This is a genomic window from Actinosynnema mirum DSM 43827, assembly GCF_000023245.1.
Taxonomy (GTDB): domain Bacteria; phylum Actinomycetota; class Actinomycetes; order Mycobacteriales; family Pseudonocardiaceae; genus Actinosynnema; species Actinosynnema mirum.
In genome coordinates this window covers 5,685,902-5,705,614 of sequence record NC_013093.1, presented here as the reverse complement: position 1 = coordinate 5,705,614, position 19,713 = coordinate 5,685,902, and the positions used below count along the sequence as shown (strand labels likewise).

The 19,713-nt window shown below is 74.2% G+C and carries 17 protein-coding genes; 10 read left to right on the top strand and 7 right to left on the bottom strand.

Annotation, left to right across the window (positions count from 1 at the left end; all coding sequences use genetic code 11):
* Window positions 1–15: 15 nt before the first annotated feature.
* Together AMIR_RS36140 and AMIR_RS23800 are read right to left on the bottom strand one after the other, a co-directional pair.
* Window positions 16–1,497 (bottom strand): methyl-accepting chemotaxis protein, encoded by a 1,482-nt coding sequence (locus AMIR_RS36140; protein ID WP_015803504.1) that lies wholly within the window; start codon window positions 1,495–1,497, stop codon window positions 16–18.
* 206 nt (window positions 1,498–1,703) lie between these two features.
* The gene (locus tag AMIR_RS23800) at window positions 1,704–2,588 is read right to left on the bottom strand and encodes an MBL fold metallo-hydrolase (protein WP_015803503.1); all 885 of its coding nucleotides are present in this window, start codon (window positions 2,586–2,588) and stop codon (window positions 1,704–1,706) included.
* Window positions 2,589–2,694: 106 nt separating this feature from the next.
* Between AMIR_RS23800 and AMIR_RS23795 the strand changes: the two genes are divergently transcribed.
* Both AMIR_RS23795 and AMIR_RS23790 read left to right on the top strand, forming a co-directional pair.
* Window positions 2,695–4,245 carry an amidase gene (locus AMIR_RS23795; RefSeq protein ID WP_015803502.1) on the top strand — a complete coding sequence of 517 codons (1,551 nt, stop codon included), beginning with the start codon at window positions 2,695–2,697 and terminating at the stop codon, window positions 4,243–4,245.
* Between the two features lie 37 nt (window positions 4,246–4,282).
* Entirely contained in the window at window positions 4,283–4,852 is a 570-nt protein-coding gene (locus AMIR_RS23790) for a TetR/AcrR family transcriptional regulator (RefSeq protein ID WP_015803501.1), read from the top strand.
* Window positions 4,853–4,961: 109 nt separating this feature from the next.
* On the opposite strand, the gene AMIR_RS23785 is transcribed toward AMIR_RS23790, so the two are convergent.
* A complete protein-coding gene (locus AMIR_RS23785; protein ID WP_015803500.1) occupies window positions 4,962–5,765 on the bottom strand; it encodes a class I SAM-dependent methyltransferase in 804 nt (267 codons plus the stop codon).
* 129 nt (window positions 5,766–5,894) lie between these two features.
* On the opposite strand from AMIR_RS23785, the gene AMIR_RS23780 reads away from it, so the two are divergent.
* From AMIR_RS23780 to AMIR_RS23770, 3 genes are read left to right on the top strand one after another with little or no spacing between them, the layout of a single operon-like run.
* Window positions 5,895–6,956, top strand: coding sequence for a FecCD family ABC transporter permease (locus tag AMIR_RS23780; protein ID WP_015803499.1), 1,062 nt, complete (start codon window positions 5,895–5,897; stop codon window positions 6,954–6,956).
* A 2-nt stretch (window positions 6,957–6,958) separates the two neighbouring features.
* Window positions 6,959–7,744: an ABC transporter ATP-binding protein gene (locus tag AMIR_RS23775; protein WP_041838251.1), complete on the top strand. Its 786-nt coding sequence runs from the start codon at window positions 6,959–6,961 to the stop codon at window positions 7,742–7,744.
* Window positions 7,741–8,724 carry an ABC transporter substrate-binding protein gene (locus tag AMIR_RS23770; RefSeq protein ID WP_015803497.1) on the top strand — a complete coding sequence of 328 codons (984 nt, stop codon included), beginning with the start codon at window positions 7,741–7,743 and terminating at the stop codon, window positions 8,722–8,724. Before AMIR_RS23775 ends, AMIR_RS23770 begins: the two co-directional genes overlap by 4 nt.
* 57 nt (window positions 8,725–8,781) lie before the next feature.
* Here the strand turns inward: AMIR_RS23770 and AMIR_RS23765 are convergent, their stop codons facing one another.
* The 4 genes from AMIR_RS23765 to AMIR_RS23750 form a co-directional block, all read right to left on the bottom strand.
* Window positions 8,782–9,786, bottom strand: a complete 1,005-nt coding sequence (locus AMIR_RS23765) for a pyridoxal-phosphate dependent enzyme (RefSeq protein ID WP_015803496.1) — start codon at window positions 9,784–9,786, stop codon at window positions 8,782–8,784.
* A 78-nt stretch (window positions 9,787–9,864) separates the two neighbouring features.
* On the bottom strand, window positions 9,865–10,845 hold the full coding sequence (locus tag AMIR_RS23760; RefSeq protein WP_143760867.1) for a GHMP family kinase ATP-binding protein: 981 nt from the start codon (window positions 10,843–10,845) through the stop codon (window positions 9,865–9,867).
* Between the two features lie 10 nt (window positions 10,846–10,855).
* Entirely contained in the window at window positions 10,856–11,668 is an 813-nt protein-coding gene (locus AMIR_RS23755) for a Rossmann-like domain-containing protein (protein ID WP_015803494.1), read from the bottom strand.
* Window positions 11,665–12,396: a class I SAM-dependent methyltransferase gene (locus AMIR_RS23750; protein WP_015803493.1), complete on the bottom strand. Its 732-nt coding sequence runs from the start codon at window positions 12,394–12,396 to the stop codon at window positions 11,665–11,667. The genes AMIR_RS23755 and AMIR_RS23750 overlap by 4 nt, the downstream gene beginning before the upstream one ends.
* 225 nt (window positions 12,397–12,621) lie before the next feature.
* On the opposite strand from AMIR_RS23750, the gene AMIR_RS23745 reads away from it, so the two are divergent.
* From AMIR_RS23745 to AMIR_RS23725, 5 genes are all read left to right on the top strand, one after another.
* Window positions 12,622–13,866, top strand: a complete 1,245-nt coding sequence (locus tag AMIR_RS23745) for an MFS transporter (RefSeq protein WP_015803492.1) — start codon at window positions 12,622–12,624, stop codon at window positions 13,864–13,866.
* Between the two features lie 207 nt (window positions 13,867–14,073).
* Window positions 14,074–15,864, top strand: a complete 1,791-nt coding sequence (locus AMIR_RS23740) for a TIGR03773 family transporter-associated surface protein (protein WP_015803491.1) — start codon at window positions 14,074–14,076, stop codon at window positions 15,862–15,864.
* A gap of 115 nt (window positions 15,865–15,979) precedes the next feature.
* A complete protein-coding gene (locus AMIR_RS23735; protein WP_049796954.1) occupies window positions 15,980–17,449 on the top strand; it encodes a choice-of-anchor M domain-containing protein in 1,470 nt (489 codons plus the stop codon).
* A gap of 98 nt (window positions 17,450–17,547) precedes the next feature.
* A complete protein-coding gene (locus AMIR_RS23730; RefSeq protein ID WP_015803489.1) occupies window positions 17,548–18,552 on the top strand; it encodes a WxL protein peptidoglycan domain-containing protein in 1,005 nt (334 codons plus the stop codon).
* Between the two features lie 22 nt (window positions 18,553–18,574).
* Entirely contained in the window at window positions 18,575–19,708 is a 1,134-nt protein-coding gene (locus AMIR_RS23725) for a GTP-binding protein (protein WP_015803488.1), read from the top strand.
* The last annotated feature ends 5 nt before the right edge of the window (window positions 19,709–19,713 follow it).

The window sequence follows — 19,713 nt, the reverse complement described above, 5'->3', positions numbered from 1 at the left end:
GATCGCGTCCAGGGGTCAGGCGAGGACCTTGCGGGCCTCGGTCTGGCTGGCCACGTAGCTGATCGGCGCGCCGGTGGCGTCCGACGAGCGCTGCATCTGCATCGCGACCAGCGGGCTGGCCACGATGATCGCCGCGTGGCGGATGCCGGAGCCGACCGCCGCGGTCATGGTGCCCTCGATGACCGCCTGCACGCCGGGGATGGTCGCGCCGAGGCGGCTCATGTCGCAGATCACGGTCCAGCCCGGCCGGTGCTCGGCGATCTTGCTCGCGAACTCCTTGCCGTACGCGTCCGCCAGCTTCTGCTCCCACACGCCGACCAGGTCGATGTGCATGCAGTTCGCGGGCTTGTCCCAGGTGACCGAGTAGCTGGGGGCGACGCTCTCCAGCGCGGGCAGCGTCAGCGTGCCCGTGGTCTCGCGCAGCTCGCCCGCGATGCGGGTGATCTCGGCGACGGCGAGGCGGTTGCGCTCGGCGGCGGTCGAGGTCGTGACGGACTGCTCGTTGACCACGCTGATCGCGCGGGCGATCTGCTCGGCCTGGGTCGAGACCTCGTTGGTGGCCGAGTTCATCTCGCTGGTGGTGGCGGTCTGCTGCTCCACCGCCGACGCGATCGAGCTCTGGTAGTCGGCGATGCTCGCCATGATCTGGCTGATCTCGTTGATCGACTGGATCGCGGCGGCCGAGTCGCCCTGGATCTGCTGGACGGTCTGCGCGATCTCCTCGGTGGCCTTCGCGGTCTCCCGCGCCAGGTCCTTCACCTCGCCCGCGACGACGGCGAAGCCCTTGCCCGCGTCACCGGCGCGCGCGGCCTCGATCGTGGCGTTCAGGGCGAGCAGGTTGGTCTGCTCGGCGATCGCGGTGATCGTCTTGACGATGCCGCCGATCGTGGCGGACGAGGTCTCCAGCGCGCCCATGCGGGTGGAGGTCTGCTCCAGCGCGTCGACGCCGGTGCGGGCGACCTGCGAGGCGTCCGAGACGTTGCGCGAGATCTCCTGGATGGCGGCGTGCATCTCCTCGCCCGCGGCGGCGATGCCCGCGACCTGCGAGGAGACGCCCTCGGCGGACTGCACGATGGTGCTGACCTGGTTCGCGGTCGCCTGGACGCCCTCGGCGATGGTGCTGCCGCTGGCGTGCATCTCCTGACCGGCGATCGTCAGCAGGTCGACGGCCGGGCCGAGGCCCGACAGGCGCTGGCCGACGGCGGCGATGCCCTCGGACAGCGGGGCGCCGGAGGCGTCCACGGCGGCCAGGTCGCCGCGCCGCAGCGCGGTGTCGGCCGCGACGGCGTCGTCCACGGCGTGTTCGGCGGTTGACGCGCCCTTGCGGGCGAGGACAAGCGTGAGCAGCACCCCGACGACCAGCACGGCGACCACGACCGCGGTGGAGGCGCCGCTGAGCGCCAGCAGGGTGGCGACGACGCCGGACAGGACGGCGAGGATGCTCGGGGTCCAGACCGCTCCCGACAGGGAGGGGCGGCTGGTCTCGGGTGTCGACATGAGACTTCCTCAGGTTAACGGTACTCTCGACTCTCGCCCCTGCTGTCGTCCGCTCCGGGACGGATCTGAGTCAAAGGGCGTTCACTCGGGTGAGTGACCCCGATCCCTCGTTGTGCCAGGTAGAGGGTTACCCGCGAGTCACTTTCCCCGGTGCTGTCCTGATCAGGTCAAGGGCGTGGAGGAGCTCTGAAATACCCCCGATCGAATTACTTTTCCTGTCCTGCGGACGGGTGGACCAGGCGGTATTCGGAACCGTGCCGGACCACGTGGCCCGCCGTGGGCGCGGCGAAGTGCGTGCCCAGCAGCAGGGCCCCGGTCCCGGCCAGCCGCTCCAGCAGGGCGCGCCGGGTCGCCCTGGCCCGCGCGGGGTCGACGTCCACGCACGCGGTCAGGTCCGGGCGGGCGAGCTGCACCGGGTGGTGCAGGCAGTCGCCGGTGATCAGGGCGCGCCCGCCGGCCAGCTCCACCGCGACGTGGCCGGGGGTGTGGCCGGGCGTGGGGAGCAGGCGCACGCCGGGGGCGACCTCCAGCCCGCCCTCGGGCACGTCCACCGGCTCCAGCAGGCCCGCCCGCTCCACCGGGGCCACCGAGTCGCGGAACACCCGCGCCCGTGCCTCGTCCAGCGGGTGGGACGCCCAGAAGTCCCGCTCGACGCGCGAGGTGACGTGGTGGGCGTTCGTGAAGGTCGGGACCCACTCCCCGGCCGCGCGGCGGGTGTTCCAGCCGACGTGGTCGGTGTGCAGGTGGGTGAGCACGACGAGGTCGACGGACCCAGGCGGGAAGCCCGCGGCGGCCAGGCGGTCGGGGTAGTCGGTGCGCAGGTCGTGCCAGGCCGGGGTGGCGCGCGGCTTGCCGTTGCCGATCCCGGTGTCCACGAGCACCCGCAGGCCGCCCGCCTCGAACGCGAAGCTGTGGCTGTCCAGGCGCAGGGCCCCGGTCGTGGTGGCGTGGTGGGGGAGCAGCCAGTCGGACGCGGCGACGACGTCCGGGGTGGCGTCGGGCAGCAGCCACGCGCCGGTGGCCGGGGGGAGGGGGATCTCGTCCACGCGGTGGACGGCGATGTCGCCGACGTTCCACGAGCTGGGGTGCACTGGCGACCTCCGGGGCTTTAAAAGCTACGGGTTTGCGTTAACGGCACGGTAGGTCCTACGGTGCGCTTAACGCAAAATCTTAGCTTTTGCTGCCCTGGGAGCCGTGATGCCCGCAGACCCGACCCCGTCCGAGACCGCCCGCCTGGCCGCCCGCGCAGGGCTCCCGCTGCCCGCCGAGCGCCACGGGACCGTCGCGGTCACGGCCGGTCACATCCACGGCGTCATCACCCGGTTGCGCGACCTGGACTTCGGCGACACGCCCGTGGACGTCCCCGCGCCGGTCCCGCACGCCGAGCCCGTGCCGGTCGGCAGCGCGCCCCGGCCCACCCCGACCCACCCGCACGAGCTGACCCTGGCCGAGGCCGCCCACGAGATCGGCGCGCGCAGGCTCTCCCCGGTCGAGCTGGTCGACGCCGTCCTGCGCCGGATCGAGCGGGTCGCGGACCTGAACGCCTACGCCGAGGTCCTCGCCGACCGCGCCCGCGCCGCCGCCCGCGTGGCCGAGCGGGACATCGCCGCGGGTCGGAGCCGGGGACCGCTGCACGGGGTCCCGTTCGCGCTCAAGGACCTGGTCGACGTCGCCGGAACGCGCACCGGCGCCGGGTCCCGCGTCCGGGACGGCCACCGCGCGAGCGCCGACAGCGCCGTGGCCGAGCGGCTGGCCGGGGCGGGCGCGGTCCTGGTCGGCAAGACGCACACCCACGAGTTCGCCTACGGCCTCGTCACCCCGCAGACCGCCAACGCCCGGCGGCGGGACCGCGTCGCGGGCGGGTCCAGCGGCGGCTCGGCGGTGGCCGTCGCGGCGGGCGCGGCGACGTTCGCGCTGGGCGCCGACACCGGCGGTTCGATCCGCGTGCCCGCCGCGCTGAACGGCGTCGTCGGCCTGAAGCCCACCTACGACCTGGCGCCGCGCCGGGGCGTGACCTCCCTGTCGTGGACCCTGGACCACGTCGGCCCGATCACCCGGACCGCCAGGGACGCCGCGCTGGTCCTGGCCGCGCTGACCGGGCAGCGGCCCGCCGAGGGCGGTGGTCCCGCGGACCTGGCGGGACTGCGCGTGGGCGTGCCGGGCAACTACTACTTCGACCGGGTGACCCCGGACGTGGAGGCTGCGGTCCGGGCGGCGATCGCCTCCCTGGAGTCGCGCGGCGCGCGCCTGGTGGACGTCGCCATCCCGATGGCGGACCACGTCCACGCCGTCCACCGGGGGCTGATGGTGCCGGAGGCGACCGCGTGCCACGAGCGGACCCTGCGCGAGGCGCCCGAGCGGTACGGGGAGGACGTCCGGGTGCTCCTGGAGGCCGGTGAGCTGGTCGGCGCGGGCGACTACCTGCGCGCCCGCCGCGCCACCACCCTCGTGCGCCGCGCGTGGGCGCGGCTGTGGACCGAGGTCGACGTCCTGGCCGCCCCGACCACCCCCACGACAGCTGTCCCGGTCGGGTCGGGCGAGGTGCGGCGGCCGGACGGCGGGGCCGAGACCGTGGCCGACGCGTACGTGCGCCTGTGCGCCCCCGCGAACGTCACCGGCGGCCCTGCGGTGACCGTTCCCGTCGGCGTCGACCCGGACGGCCTCCCGATCGGCCTGCGGCTGCTCGCCGCGCCGGGCGCCGACCACCACCTCCTGCGCTGGGCTGCGGCCTGCGACCGGTGGGTGTGATCGGTCGGGGCGGGGCGCGCGTTTTAAGGTGGCGTCCGTGGCTCGCAAGCAGATGGTGCGTCCCGGTGGCCGCAGCGCACGGGTCCAGGAGGCGGTGCACGGGGCGGTGCGCGAACTCCTGGAGGAGGTCGGCCGGGAGGCGCTGACCGTGCCGATGGTGGCGCAGCGCGCGGCCGTGACCCCGTCGACCGTGTACCGCAGGTGGGGCGACCTGCGGGAGCTGCTGTCGGACGTGGCCGTGGAACGCCTGCGCCCGGACGACGCACCCGAGGACCGCGGCGGGCTGCGCGCGGACTTGGAGGCGTGGGCCGAGCAGTTCCTGGAGGAGCTGTCCTCCCCGCCGGGCCGCGCGTACCTGCGCGACGCCCTCCTCGGCGACGACGACGGCGCGAACGCCACCCGCTGCTCCGACTACGCGGCCGACCAGGTGACCCTGATCCTGGACCGGGCCCGCGCCAGGTCCGAGCGGCCCCCACCCCTGGAGGCCGCGATGGACCACCTGGTCTCCCCACTGGTCTACCGCATCCTGTTCCGCCCGACCGACCTCGACGCGGCCCACGCCCGGAGGTTGGTGGCGGAACTGCTCGACGGGCCGATCGGGCGGTGACCGGGCCGCCGCCGCACCGACCACCACCGCACCGACCACCGCGTCCGAGGGGAAACCCGATGGCGCCGCGGTCCCGGCCGTGGACGGTCTCGACGACCCGCGGCGCGGGTCAGTCGGCGCGCGTCCCCACCCCGAGCACGGCGGAGAAGTCGACCTCGGCCACCCCGCGCCGGGCCAGCTCCGCGGGCAGCTCCACCCGGACCCGTTCGACCTCGGCCGCGTCCAGCCCGTCCAGCGAGCTGCGGAAACCGCTGCCCAGCACCAGGTTCCACACCAGCTCGTCGCTCACCGGCTCGCGCAGCCCGCGCGTCCTGACCTTCACGTCGGCGCACCCGACCGACCACAGCCAGGTCCCGAGCGAGTCCTCGGTGTTGATCCGCCCCGCCTCCGACCGCTGCGGCGCCTGCCCCCGCGCGCCTGGCCCGTCCGCGACCCGCGCCACCACGTCGCGGTAGGCCGCCCCGAACTCCTCCAGCGCGCCGGAGCGCCACACCGCCACCACGAACCGCCCGCCCGGCCGCAGCAGCCGGACCAGCCCGCGCGCCGCGTCGTCCATGTCCGGCAGGAAGAACACGCCGAACGCGCACTGCACCAGGTCGTACCCGCCGTCGCGCCCCGGCCACGCGGTCACGTCGGCCTGCGCGAACCGGACGTTCCCCAGACCGGCCGCGCGCCGCCGCCCGACGCCGAGCAGCTCGGGGGACAGGTCGACCGCGTCCACCGAGCCGTCCGGTCCCACCGCGCGCGCGGCGGGCGCCGCCGACGACCCGATCCCGCAGCACGCGTCGAGCACGTGCTCACCGGGCGCGGGCTCGCCCAGGTCCACCACCGCCTGACCCAGCCGGTCCCACACCACCGGCGCCAGCGCGGCGAACTCGTCCCGCGCCGCGTCGAAGACCTCCCGCAACCCCATGCGCACCCCCTCCCAACCGGTCCGGCGTCCCCGAGTGTCCGGCCGCCGCGCGGACCCGGCCACTCGTATTCGTTGCTCCGCATGGGTTTCCGGGCTGGGACGTCGCCCAACCGTGCTACGTTCCTGCCAATGAAAATCACTACCAAAAGAGCGGGGAGAGGGCGCTCCCCGGTCGCCGCCGCCGTCCTGCTCGCGCTGGCCCTGCTCGGCTCCACCATCGCCGCCATCAGCCTCGGCGCCGCGACGATCCCCTTCACCGACACCACCCGCTACCTCTGGGCCGCGCTGACCGGCGGCAACCTCCCCGCCGCCGACCTGACGCCGTACCAGATCGTCTGGCAGGTCCGGACCCCGCGCGTCCTGCTCGCCGCCGTCGTCGGCGCGGGTCTGAGCAGCGTCGGCGTCGCCGTGCAGGCCATGGTGCGCAACGCCCTCGCCGACCCGTTCATCCTCGGCGTCTCCTCCGGGGCCTCGGTGGGCGCCGTCGCCGTCACCGTCTCCGGCGCCCTCTCCGCGCTCGGCGTCTACGCCGTGTCGGCGGGCGCGTTCCTCGGCGCCCTCACCGCCACCGCCCTGGTCTACCTCGCCTCCCGCACCGCCGCGGGCGTCACCCCGCTGCGCCTGGTGCTCACCGGCGTCGCGCTCGCCTTCGGCTTCGAGGCCCTGATGAGCGTCATCGTCTACTTCACCCCGGACAGCGAGGCCACCAGCACCGTCCTGTACTGGACGATGGGCAGCTTCGGCGCCGCCACCTGGGGCGCGCTGCCGGTCGTCGCCGTCGTCGTGCTGGGCACGCTGGTCGTGCTGCACCGGATGAGCCGGGCGCTGGACGTGCTCTCCTTCGGCGACGAGAGCGCCGCCTCCCTCGGCGTCGACGCGGACCGCGTCCGCACCCGCCTGTTCGCGATCACCGCGCTGGCCACCGGCGCGATGGTCGCCACCAGCGGCGCCATCGGCTTCGTCGGCCTGGTCGTCCCGCACCTGGTGCGCATCGCGATCGGCGCGGGCCACTCCAGGGTGCTGCTGATCGCCCCGCTGCTCGGCGCGGTCTTCATGGTCTGGGTCGACCTGGCCTCCCGCGTCCTCGTCGCCCCGCGCGAGCTGCCGCTCGGCGTGCTCACCGCGCTGATCGGCGTCCCGGTGTTCATCGCGCTGATGCGCCGTCGCGGCTACCTGTTCGGGGGGCGGTGACCGTGGACCTGAACGTCGACTCCCTCACCGTCGAGCTGTCCGGCCGCGCCATCGTCGACGCGATCACCTTCGACGTCGAGCCGGGAACCGTCGTGGGTCTGGTGGGCCCCAACGGTTCCGGCAAGTCCACCGTGCTGCGCTGCGTCTACCGGGCGCTGCGCCCCAGCCGCGGCGTCGTGCGCGTCGGCGGCGCGGACCTGGACGCCCTGTCCGCCCGCGACCGCGCCCGGCGGATCGGCGCGCTCACCCAGAACAGCACCGGCGAGCTCGACTTCACCACCGAGGAGGTCGTGGCGCTGGGCCGCTCCCCGCACCTGCGCGGCAACGCCCCGCTCACCGCCGCCGACCGCGCGCTGTGCGACGAGGCCATGCGGCAGGTCGGCGTGGACCACCTGCGCGGGCGCGGGGTGCTGTCGCTGTCCGGCGGCGAGTGGCAGCGCGTCCTCATCGCCAGGGCCCTCGCCCAGCAGCCCGAGGTGCTGGTGCTGGACGAGCCCACCAACCACCTCGACCTGCGCCACCAGCTCGACCTGCTGCGGCTGCTGCGCTCCAGCGGCCTGACGGTCCTGGTGGTGCTGCACGACCTCAACCTCGCCGCCGCCGCGTGCGACCGCCTCTGCGTGCTCTCGCACGGCGAGCTGGTCGCCTCGGGGACACCCGCCGAGGTGCTCACGGAATCGTTGCTGTCCACCGTTTTCGGCGTCAGGGCCGCGATCGTCGAGCACCCCGTCGACCGCGTCCCGCAAGTGCTCCACTCGCTCTCCGACCACCCCGAAGGAACCCCATGAGCGTCCCCAGAGCCCTCCCCGTCGCGCTCGCCGCGCTGCTGCTGTCCGGCTGCGGCGCGCAGATCGAGCAGCAGGGCGGGGAAGCGGCCACCGCCACCGTCGACCGCTGCGGCGAGCCGGTCGAGTACCGCGTGCCGCAGCGGGTCGTCGCCTACGAGGGCGGCAGCGCGGACAAGCTGTTCTCCCTCGGCCTCACCGAGCACGTCCACGGCTACGTCATGCCCCCGGCCAACCCGCCGGTCACCGAGTCGCCGTGGGCGGCCGAGTACGCGAAGGTCGAGTTCCTCAGCGACGACCTGCTCAACCGCGAGCTGGTCGTGGACGCCAAGGCCGACCTGGTGGTCGCGGGCTGGAACTCCGGGTTCAGCGACCAGCGCGGCATCACCCCGAAGATCCTGGACGGCCTGGGCATCCAGAGCTTCCTGCACACCGAGTCCTGCTTCAACTACCCGGAGTTCCCCGAGCGCAAGACCCCGTTCGAGGCGCTCTACACCGACCTCGACCGCCTGGGGAAGATCTTCCACGTGGAGGACAGGGCGACCGAGGTCGTCGACGGGCTCAAGAAGCGGGTCGACGCCGTGCGCGCCGCGACCCCGCAGGGCGAACCGGTCCCGGTGTTCCTCTACGACTCCGGCACCGACCAGCCCTTCACCGCGGGCGCCCAGGTGCCGCCCACCGAGATCATCTCGTTCGCCGGCGGGCGCAACATCTTCGCCGACGTGGACGCCCGCTGGACCAAGGTCGGCTGGGAGGCGGTGGTCGAGCGGCAGCCCGAGGTGATCGTGATCCTGGACTACGGCGACAAACCCGCCCAGGAGAAGATCGACTTCCTGAGGTCCTCGCCCACCACCGCGACGCTGCCCGCCGTGGTGAACAACCGCTTCCACGTCCTGGACTACAACGAGGGCATCAGCGGACCGCGCAACGTCGACGGCCTCGAAGGCTTCGCCGAGTACCTGAAGACCGTGCCGCGCGGCTGACCGCGGGTCGGGGAACGGCCCGCGCGCCGGAGGACGCCCCTCCGGCGCGCGGCGCGCTCAGGCGTGCGTGGCGGGCGCGGGAGCCCGCTTCCACTCCATCCGGCACCACGGCAGCGCCAGCTCGTCCGTGCTGGAGACCTGCTGCGGCGCGAGGGTTTCCACCGCAGCGGCCTCCCGGTGCCTGGCAAACACCGACTCGGCGTACCGGTGCCCGGTGTCCGCCGCGACGAACACGGCCGTGCGGTGCGGGTTCAGCTCCCGCTCCCACCGCGCCGCCAGGTACCCGGCCCCGGTGGACAGCCCGGCGAACACCGCGTGCCGCCGCAGCAGGTCCACCGACCCGGCCAGCGCCGAGTCGAACGAGCACCAGTGCACCACGTCGTACAGCTCGTGCGCGACGTTCCCGAACACGATCGAACTCCCGATCCCGGCGATGATGATCTCCGGGTCGACCACGTGCTCGCTGCCGAAGGTGATGCTGCCGAACGGTTGCACGCCGACGAGCTCGGTGTCCGGCCGCAGCTGCCGCAGGTAGGTCGCGAGCGCCCCGGTGGACGCCCCCGAGCCGACCCCGCCGACCAGCGACACCCCGCCGCCGACCTCGGCGGCGATCTGCTCTGCCACCACCCGGTACCCCAGGTAGTGCACGTCGTCGTGGTACTGCCGCATCCAGTGGTACTCGGGGTGCTCGTCCAGGATCTCCCGCACCCGCCGGACCCTGCGGTCCTGGTCCAGCTTGAGGTTCTGGGACGGCGGCATCTGCTCCAGCTCCGCCCCGAGCACCGCGAGCTGCGCGCGCAGCACCGCGTCGACCGTGGTGGAGCCGATGATCAGGCACCGCAGGCCGAACCGGTGGCAGGCCAGCGCGAGCGCGTACGCGTAGATCCCGCTGGAGCTGTCCACCAGCGTGTCACCGGGGCGGACCACCCCGCGCGCCAGCAGGTCCTCCACGGCGGCGAGCGCCGAGACGACCTTCATCGTCTCGAAGCGCACGCAGACGAGTCCGTCCTCCAGGCTGATCAGATCGGGTCGGGCGATGGCGGACGCGACGTGGTCGTGCACGGTTCTCCTCCGCGTGCTCGGTCTTCCCAGCTCGGATTTCCCAGATCGGTCGCTCAGATCGGTCGCTCAGGTCGGCGGTCAGCTCCCCGGCGCGTCGAACACGCCGGTGACCGGGACGCCCGCGCGCGCCAGCAGGCGGGCGCACGCGGCGGCGCGGGTCCGGGAACCGGCCCGGTCCGCGCGGAACAGCACACCGGCGACGTTGCCGCTGTGGGCGACCTGCACGCCGACCGCCCCGCTCTCCTCGGCCGCGCCGAGCAGGTCGGGCAGCTCGGCCTTGGGCAGCCTGCGCTGGTTGAGCAGCGCGCTGCCCGTGCACACCCGGCCCAGCAGCGCGGGGTCGCCCGACCGCACCGCCAACCGGATCTCCTGGCGCAGCAAGGAGAACCGCGCCACCTCCTCGTCGGAGTAGTCGTCGACCGGCAGCGCCGCCGTGTCCACCGCCGCGCCGCCCCCGGTCAGGCAGCCCAGCACCACCAGCGGCGGCAACCGCTCGCCCAGCACCTCGATCACCGTGCCCTCGCGCTGCGCGAACAGCACCGGCCGCGCGTCCAGCATGAGCGGGTCGCTGGCCGACTCGACGCCGACCGCGATGCCCGCGACCTCCTGCGGCCCCAACGAGATCCGGTAGGCGTCGGCGACCGCGCGCACCGCCGCGATGAGGTCGCTGGTCGACGAGCCCATGCCCAGCCCCACCGGGACCCCGCCGGACAGCAGCACCCGGCCGCCCACCACCGCGCGCCCGGTCAGCCTGGCGCACACCCGCACCGCCGTCTCCGCCGCCAGCGCGGTGTTCACCCGGTCCTCCGGGACCACGCGCACCTCGCCGGGCCGCAGCGCCGGGTCGGGCCGGAACTCGGCGCGGGTGCGCGGCTCGTCCAACCGCAGCGTGACCAGGCCGTTGCGCCGCGCGCCCGCCCGGTCGGCGAAGCAGCCCTGCAGGAGCTCGCCGTGGTGGCTGGGCGCGTGACCGGTTCCGCGCGCCCGCACGTCCGGCCGGGAGCTGTCGAGCACGGGCCTCCTCGGCTCGGACGCGGGGCGCGCGGGTGTTCGGCTCATCGGGACGACCTCATCCGGACAGTCTCGCCCGGTAGCGGTAGAGCCGGGTCGGTTCCGCGCTGAACTGCGAGAAGGGGAACGGCTCGGCGGACAGCGCGGTCACCCCGGCGCCGAGGAAGTGCCTGGCCACGGCGCTGCCGGTCTGCGCGTACACGACCAGCGGCACGCCGCGCTCCCGGCAGGAGGCCAGGATCACGTCGAAGCTGCCGTTGCCCAGCGTCATGCCGGTGGCGACGACCGCGTCCGCGACCGGCAGCACGTCGCGCATCGACGGCGTGACCGGGTCGCCCCACTGCGTGGTGGTGAGGTTCAGGTCGCACGGCAGGCACTCCGCGCCGCGCGCCCGGATCGCGGCGACCAGCGGGTTCACCACGCCGATCAGCGCGACCTTCGCACCGGCGGGCAGGTCGAGCAGGCCCGCGATGGCGGCGTCCCTGGCGACCGCCCTGACCTCCGGCGTCCCGGCGGGCAGCTCGACCGGTTCGGCGTGCGCGGCCTCGTGGTGCGGGGCGGTGGCGGCCAGGTAGGCGTCCAGCGCGGCGATCCGCAGCGGCAGCCGCTCGTCGCGCAGCAGCTTCTCCAGCGGCTGCCCGGACAGTTCGGCGCAGATCTCCGGCGTCAGCTCGCCCGCCTCGAACGCGCAGGCCCCGAACGCCGCGCCGACCCGCGCGAGCACGTACTGGTTGCGGTAGGTGACGTCCCCGCCGGCGAGGCGGGTGCCGTGGTGGGCCCAGAACACGCTGGTGGCCACGACGTCCGCCGGGTCGGGGCCGAGGCGGCCCGCGAGCACGTCGGTGATGAGCCCGTCGACGGCGCCGCTCACGCGGTCACCGCCCTGGTGAAGCGGAAGACGTGGGTGACGACCCCGTCCTCCCAGTCGTGCCGGTGCTCCAGCGCGGGGGACAGTCCGATGTGGACCGCGTGCGACACGATCGCCTTGAGGTCGGCGGTGTTCGACAGCGCGACGTACACCCGGCCGCCCTCGGCGAGCAGGTCCCGCTCCACGAGCTGGTCGAAGAACCGGGTGACGATCACCGCGCCCTCGCACACGTTCCGCACCACGTCGGGGTCGTCGCTGACCCGCTGGCTCACGGCGGGCGGGTTGAACGTGACCACGTCCAGCCGCTCGCCGTCGGGCACCGGGTCGAACAGGTCGCCGACGCCGGGCACGAGCTCGCCGCCCGCGGCGACGAACTCGGCGAAGTGCTCGGCCGCGCACTCGACGCTGGGCGCGTGCACGTCCAGCGCGTGCACCTTGGCCGCTCCCGCGACCCCGGCCGCGACGGCTTCGACGCCGAGTCCGACGCCCATGGCCGCGTACACCAGGCCGCGCACCGCGATCCGGCCGTCCAGCAGCCGCTCGTGGACCATGCGGCTGGTCGCGCCGGGGGTGAACACGCCGGGCGGCACCCGGAAGGTCCAGCCGTTCCACTCGTACGACCGAGTCGAGCCGATGTCCTCCTTCGGCGTGTTGATGCGGACGATGTGCTCGGCGGGGAGGAGGTCGGGCAGTTCAGCGATCAACGGGTGGCCGGGCGAGGTCGTGTTCACTCGTTCTCCTGCGCTTCGCCTGCGGAGGACGGCCCTCCGCGCCCCGCCAAGGTATGCAATGAAAATCATTTTCTTCTACCTCCATTCGTGTCAACCACGTCCGGGTTCGGCGACGGGGCGTGATCGGGGTTCGGGTTCACGACGGGCCGGTGTGAGAACGACAACGGTTTTCACTACCCTGGTCCGCGCCCCGATGTCCCCACCCCTCAGCGAGGAGCGGTCGCGATGACCCCCACCACCGAAGACCTGCGAGGGGACGCGCCGCCCCGCGGTCCGCTGCTGCTCGACCCCGCCTTCCTGAGGCTGTGGTGCGGCGCCACGGCGTCCGGCCTGGCCACCTGGAGCCTGCCGTTCGTGCTGGGCCTCGCGGTCCTGGAGCGCTCGATCACCCCGACCGTCCTCGGGCTGGTGCTCGCCGCCCGCACGGTCGGCTTCCTGCTCGCCGTGCCCGCGGCGGGCGTGCTGGCCGACCGGTACTCGCGCCGCGCGGTCGTGCTGTGGGCCGGACTGGCGGCGGCGGTGGCCGCGCCGGTGATCGCCTACGGGCTCGGCCGCTCCACGCTCGTCATGGCGGTGGCCGCGCTCGTCGCGGGCGCGGGCCAGGGCGCGTGCCGACCGGCCTTCCAGGCGCTGACGGCCGAGGTGGTCCTGGCCGCCGACCGCAGGCGGGCCAACGCGGCGATGACCGTGGCCGTCCGGGTGACCTCGCTGGTCGCGCCGGGGCTCACCGCGCTGCTGGCGACCGTGGCCGGGGTGTGGGCGCTGCTCATCGCCACCGGCGCGCTGTGGCTGGTCGCGGGTCTGCTGCCCCCGGCCGGGAAGCCGTCCGCGCCCACGTCCGGGACCCGCTTCGCGCCCGTGGCGGAGTTCCTGGAGGGCGTGCGCGAGGCGCGGCGGCACCCGTGGTTCCTGGCGGGCCTTGGCGCGCTCACGGCCGTCATCGCCACCGGCTACTCCGCGACCGGCGTGGCGCTGCCGCTGGTGAGCCGGGACGACTACGGCACCGAGTTCGTGCTGGCGGCGGCGACCACCGGCTACACCGTGGGCGCGCTGCTCGGCGGCCTGCTGCTGAGCCGCTGGTCGCCGCGCGCGCCGGGGTGGACCGCGCTGCTGGGCCTCGGCTGCTACGGCCTGGCCCCGCTGAGCCTGGTCGTGCCGACCTCGCCGCTGGTGGTGATCGCGGCGTACGTGGTCGCGGGGGTGGGCATCGAGCTGTTCAACGTCCCGTGGTTCACCGCGACGCAGCACGAGGTGGCGCCGGACAAGCTGGCGCGGGTGTCCTCCTTGGACTTCCTGCTGTCCTACGGCCTGGCCCCCCTGGGGTTGTCGGTGATGGCCCCGCTGATCGAGCACGTGGGCGTGGCGCCGGTGATGGTGGGGTGCGCGGTGATCTGCTTCGCGGCCCCGGCGCTCGCCGCGCTGCACCCGTCGTCGCGCTCGTTCGCCACCGGGAGCGCCGTCCGGGGCTGAGTCCTCGGTGACCGCGCGTAGGGCCGGGAGTGGTTCGCCACCCCGGCCTTTCGTGCTCTTCCCCTTGTCCACCAGCGCGAACGCGCTCCACGGCGACGTCGGGGTCCGCGCGCCCCCATCACCGCCCGTGGTGGTCTGCGCCGGGTTATTGAAAATGATTGTCCTTTGCTTTAGCGTCTCCTCCTGTCAGCCAGGAGGGGGAGGCACATGCGCACGACCGAGCATCGCCGCACCGGGCGCCGGGGGAGGCCCCGGCTGCTCCACGCGGTCACCGCGCTGCTGCTCGCCCTCGTGCTCGCGAACCCGGCCACCGCGCTCGCCCAGTCCACCGGCGATGTCCCGGCTGGCAGCGAGCCCGTCAGCGGTGAGCAGGCCACCGACGCCCCGGTCGCGGCCGAGCGCCTGACCCTGTCGTCCGGGCACGTCGACCTGGTCGCGGTCTTCCTGGAGGGCGGCGACCTCGTGGTCGCGGGCAAGGCCGACGTCGACCGCGTCGCCACCCGCTTCGACCCGGCCACCACCACGCTCCAGGTCACCGACGCCGTGCGCCGCCCCGCCCCGTCCGCGCCCGCCTACGCCTTCCTCGGCGTCCCCGGCGGCGCCCCGATCCACGTGATCCCGCAGACCTTCCAGCCCGACGTGCTCTGGGCGGGCTGGAACACCGAGTCCGTGCCGCGCGGCGCGCTCGCGGGCGACGCGCTCGACCTGACCCTGAACTCCGCCACCGGCCCCGGCCGCGTCGAGGTCTACCTGTCCGGCGCGGACGGCCCCGAGCGGGTCTTCAGCTCGCACGACGAGCTGCCCGCGCTGGACGTCGCCGTGCCCACCCACGCCCACGCGAACTGGGCGTTCACCGCGCCCGGCGAGTACGAGCTGGAGTTCCAGGCCGCCGCGACCACCCCGTCCGGCGAGCCGCTGACCTCGGAACCGGTCCGCTACACCCTCGTCGTCGGCGGCGGCGACACCACCCCGCCGACCACCACCACGACCGCGCCCCCGACCACCACCCGCCCGACCACCACGACCCGCCCCACCACGACGCGACCCACCACGACGCTGCCCACAACCGGGCAGCCCACAACCGGGCAGCCCACAACCGGGCAGCCCGCGCCCCGGCAGCCGCAGGTCCCGGTGCAGCAGCAAACCCCTGCGCCCCAGCAGGTCCAGGCCGAGCGCTGCGTCCCCACCGCCGTCACCCGCGCCGCCGAACCCGGCCAGGTCGAGGTCGTCAGCGACGGCCACTTCGACTACGGCCCCGTGGTCGAGGGCGCGGGCCTCACCGCCCGCGTCAAGGACGACCGCCAGGGCGAACCCGTCTACCGCGACCCGTCGAGCTACGTCTTCCACCTGGACGACACCGCCCGCACCACCCCGCCCCAGGGCTCCGGCTACGACTTCCTCGGCGCGGGCCCGGTGTGGATGATCCCGCTGACCCAGCGCTCCGGAATCCCGTGGCTGGGCTGGAACACCCAGCACCCCAGCGTCACCTCGGGCATCACCGGCGACATCACCATGACGCTGGAGAACGTCGAGGGCCCCGGCAAGCTCGCCGTCTACGGCCAGGACCCGTTCGGCGGCGTCGGCGACCGCTACTTCGGCACGGCGGAGGGGTTCCCGCGCTCCACCAAGGTCCCGGTCGGCCGCTCCGGCGTGCACGTCCACGGCGCCTGGGCGTTCACCGCCCCCGGCGGCTACGCGGTCACCTTCACCTTCAGCGGCGCCCTGAACGGCGCGCAGGTCACCGCCCGCAGCACCCTCGCCTTCCACGTCGGCCCCGGCGACCCGGCCACCACCCGCCCGAGCGCCCCGGTGGTCGAGCAGGCGGGCCGCACCGCCGACGGCCGCGAGTGCCAGGTCGACCCGCGAACCCTTGCCAGCACGGGACTCGACGGCTCCGCCGTGGCCGGGCTCGCCGTCGCCGCCGCCCTGCTGATCCCCCTCGGTTTCCTGCTCACCAGCCTGTCCTCGCTGGCCACGGCCCGCACCAGGCGCCGCTGAGCGACCACCCGTCCCGACAAGGAAGGAGCCGCGCGACCCCTCCGGCACCACCCGTCCCCACCGCGCCGGTCACCCCGAAGAACCGGCCAGAACCAAGGAAACGGACTTGAACGCAGTGCAGACCCGGCACCGCAAGCGCCGCTACGCGGCCGTGGCGTCGATGACCGCCCTGGGCCTCGCCCTCGGCTCCCTGGGCGGCGTCGCCGTCGCCCAGGACGCGAGGCAGGTCGTCTCCGACGGCCACGTCGACCTGTTCCACGTCGACGCCCAGAACTCGACCTACTCCCTGGGCGCCCACACCTCCACCGGCGCCGTCGCGCCCGAGAACCTCGTGGTGCACGCCAAGCCGTCGGTGGCCTCCCGCACGGTCAGCGCCGCCATCGCGTCGCTGCCCGGCTGGAAGGCGCAGGGCGAGACCTACTACCTGCTGCCGCAGACCTCCCAGGCGGGTCAGGTGTTCGCGGGCTTCGGCTACAGCTCGAACGTCCCGCAGGGCACCTCGGTCACCTACACCCTGGACGGCGTGACCGGCCCCGGCGCGTTCGCGCTGTGGCAGAACGGCGAGGACGGCCCGAACGCCTTCCTGGCCTCCGCCGACGGCGGCCCGAAGTCGTTCACCAGCGCCGCCGACCACGAGCACGTCAACTGGGGCTTCACCGAGCAGGGCGACTACGCGGTGGCCGTGCGCGCCACCGTCGCCCCGCCCAACGCGACCCCGGTCGACCTCGCCCCGGTGACGTACACCTTCCGCGTCGCCGAGGACCTGCCGAGCCAGCAGCCCGAGCCGAACGAGCCCGTCGCCACCAAGCTCAGCATCTCGGGCCTGGCCGGGCACTACCACGCGGGCGGCGTCGCGAACCTGACCGCCGTGCAGGAGCCCGCCACGGGCGAGGACCACTACCACTGGTTCACCCGCGCCCAGGGCGAGACCGACTGGAGCGTCGTCCCCGGCGCGCTGTCCGGCAGGTACGGCTTCGTCGTCCGCACCGCCGACGACAACCGCGAGGTCATGGTCAAGCTCTACGACCACGACCACAAGGTGCTCGCCGAGTCCGCGCCGGTCGTCATCGACGTCGACGACCACGGCAACGACCCGGTCAACGGCCCCACCATCACCGCCACCCTGACCGAGCAGCAGGGCGCGCTGACCGTCAGCGTCGCCCCGGAGAACCGCGAGGTCGACCTGGGCGAGCTGGCCCTCACCGCGGAGGCCGACCGCTACCGCGCGACCGGCGCCCTCAAGCCGATCACGGTCACCGACACCCGCTCGGAGAACCCCGGCTGGAGCGCCACCGGCCGCGTGCGGTCCTTCACCACCGTCGACGGCCAGGTCCTCGGCGGCTTCCACCTCGGCTGGACGCCCACCGTGGTCTCGTCCTCCCAGGGGCAGACGGTGACCCCCGGCGCTCCCAAGGAGTCCGGCTTCACCAGCGGCAACGGTGTCGGCGCGACCTCCGAGCTCGGCAAGGCGGCGGCAGGCGCCGGTCGCGGCGTCGCGCAGCTGGGCGCGGACCTGAAGCTGGACGTCCCGGTGGACACCACTCCGGGCGCGTACCGGGCGATGCTCATCCTCACGGCCATCTGAGCCGCCCCTGGGTGATCACCGCGCACGACAACTGATCAGGACGCGGGCCCGCCGATCCCGGTGGGCCCGCGCCCGTGCTTACCCCCGCTGGAGACCTGGTGAGACCCGCCCGTGCCGCGACGCTCGTCGCCTTCCTGACCGCCGCGCTGATCCCCGTGCCCGCGCACGCCCAACCCGCGTCCGCGTCCGCGCCCGCGTCCGCGTCCGAGGGCAGGCAGACCTGGTCGGTCAGCCCGGCCAAGGCCGACGGCCCGGACGGTCGTCCCGGCTTCGAGTACGTGGTGGAGCCGGGGATGCGCTACGACGACCACCTCGCGGTGCGCAACCTGGGCGACGCCGAGCTGACCGTGGACCTGTACGCGGGCGACGCGGTCAACACCGACACCGGCGGGTTCGACCTGCTGGCCCGCGACGAGCCCTCGTCGTCCGTGGGCCGCTGGATCACCTTGCCCACCACCGAGGTCACCGTGCCGCCGCGCCAGGTGGTCGTGGTCCCGTTCAGCCTCACCGTCCCCGCCGACGCCGAGCCCGGCGACCGCGTCGGCGGCGTGGTGGCCGCGCTGACCACCGGCTCGGACGTGCAGGTCGAGCGCCGCGTGGGCGCCCGCGTCTACGCGCGCGTCGCGGGCGCCGTCACCCCGGCGGTCGGCGTCGAGTCGCTGTCCGCCACCTACCGCGCCTCGCTCAACCCGGCGGGGCCCGGCGAGCTGGACGTCACCTACACCGTCGTCAACCAGGGCAACGTCCGCCTGACCCTGCGCCCTTCAGTCGCCGCGCAAGGGCTCTTCGGCCTCGGCGAGGTCACCGCCGCCGACGACCCGCTGCCGGAACTGCTGCCCGGCAACGCCATCACGCTCACCCGCACCGTCACCGGGGTGTGGCCGCTCGGCCCCCTGGACGTGCGCGTCACCGCCGACCCCGTGGCCTCCGCGGGCCAGACCCTCGCGGGCGCGGTCGACCCCGGCGTCGCCGAGACCACCACCTGGGCGTGGTCCTGGACCACGATCGCCACCCTGCTCCTGCTGGCCGCCATCCTGCTGGCCCTCTGGCACGTCCGCCGCAAGATCCGCGCGCTGCGCGTCGCCGCCGCCGCGAAACCCTGACCCACCAACAAGAACCAGGACCATGAACGCGCACCCGGACCCCCGCGTCCCCGTCACCGTGCTCTCCGGATTCCTCGGCGCGGGCAAGACCACCCTGCTCAACCACGTCCTCGCCAACCGCGACGGCCGCCGCGTCGCCGTGGTCGTCAACGACATGAGCGAGGTCAACATCGACGCCTCCCTGGTCAGGGGCCGGGGCGGCGAGCGCCTGGTGGAGCTGACCAACGGGTGCATCTGCTGCACCCTGCGCGAGGACCTCCTGGAGAGCGTGGGCGAACTCGCCCGCGAGGGCCGCTTCGACACCATCCTCATCGAGTCCACCGGCATCTCCGAGCCCATGCCGGTCGCCGCGACCTTCGAGTGGACCTTCGAGGACGGCACGAGCCTGTCCGACCACGCCCGCCTGGACACCACCGTCACCGTGGTCGACGCCGCCACGTTCCTGGCCGAGGTCGAGCGCGGCGACCGGCTGGACGAGCGCGGCATGGAGGCCGAGGAGGGCGACGAGCGCGGCATCTCCGACCTGCTGGTCGACCAGGTCGAGTTCGCGGACGTGCTGGTGCTCAACAAGACCGACCTCGTCGCGCCCGAGCGGTTGGCGACCACCGAGGGCCTGCTGCGCAAGCTCAACCCTGGCGCACGCCTGGTCCGCTCCACCCGCGGCGCCGTCGACCTGGCCGAGGTGCTGGACACCGGCCGCTACGACCCGGTCACCGCCGCCACCTCGCCCGGCTGGGCCGAGGAGCTGGCGGGCTCACACACCCCGGAGACCGAGGAGTACGGCATCCGCTCGGTCACCTACCGCGCCGACCGCCCGTTCCACCCGGCCCGCCTGGCCGACGCGCTCGCCGACTGGGAGGGCGTGGTGCGCAGCAAGGGCTTCTGCCACCTGGCCAGCCGCCCGCACACCGTCGCGGTGTGGTCCCAGGCCGGTCCGCACCTCACCATCGAGCCCGGTGAGCGGATCGACGGCCACACCGCCCGCCAGGAGCTGGTGTTCATCGGCGTCGGGCTCGACGTGGACGAGCCGCGCCGCCGCCTCGACCCGGTGCTGCTCACCGACGCCGAACTGGCCGAGGGCCCCACCGCGTGGCGCCGCTACCCCGACCCGCTGCCCGCGTGGGACAACCTCGAAGCCCACTCCCACCAGCACTGACTGCC

What these genes read in the sequence shown, in the direction of transcription:
- AMIR_RS23795 (WP_015803502.1), top strand. Translation starts at nt 2,695, where the DNA reads ATGCCCGCAGACCCGACCCCGTCCGAGACCGCCCGCCTGGCCGCCCGC.
- AMIR_RS23780 (WP_015803499.1), top strand. Translation starts at nt 5,895, where the DNA reads ATGAAAATCACTACCAAAAGAGCGGGGAGAGGGCGCTCCCCGGTCGCC.
- AMIR_RS23770 (WP_015803497.1), top strand. Translation starts at nt 7,741, where the DNA reads ATGAGCGTCCCCAGAGCCCTCCCCGTCGCGCTCGCCGCGCTGCTGCTG.
- AMIR_RS23745 (WP_015803492.1), top strand. Translation starts at nt 12,622, where the DNA reads ATGACCCCCACCACCGAAGACCTGCGAGGGGACGCGCCGCCCCGCGGT.
- AMIR_RS36140 (WP_015803504.1), bottom strand. Translation starts at nt 1,497, where the DNA reads ATGTCGACACCCGAGACCAGCCGCCCCTCCCTGTCGGGAGCGGTCTGG.
- AMIR_RS23740 (WP_015803491.1), top strand. Translation starts at nt 14,074, where the DNA reads ATGCGCACGACCGAGCATCGCCGCACCGGGCGCCGGGGGAGGCCCCGG.
- AMIR_RS23725 (WP_015803488.1), top strand. Translation starts at nt 18,575, where the DNA reads ATGAACGCGCACCCGGACCCCCGCGTCCCCGTCACCGTGCTCTCCGGA.
- AMIR_RS23760 (WP_143760867.1), bottom strand. Translation starts at nt 10,845, where the DNA reads ATGAGCCGAACACCCGCGCGCCCCGCGTCCGAGCCGAGGAGGCCCGTG.
- AMIR_RS23785 (WP_015803500.1), bottom strand. Translation starts at nt 5,765, where the DNA reads ATGGGGTTGCGGGAGGTCTTCGACGCGGCGCGGGACGAGTTCGCCGCG.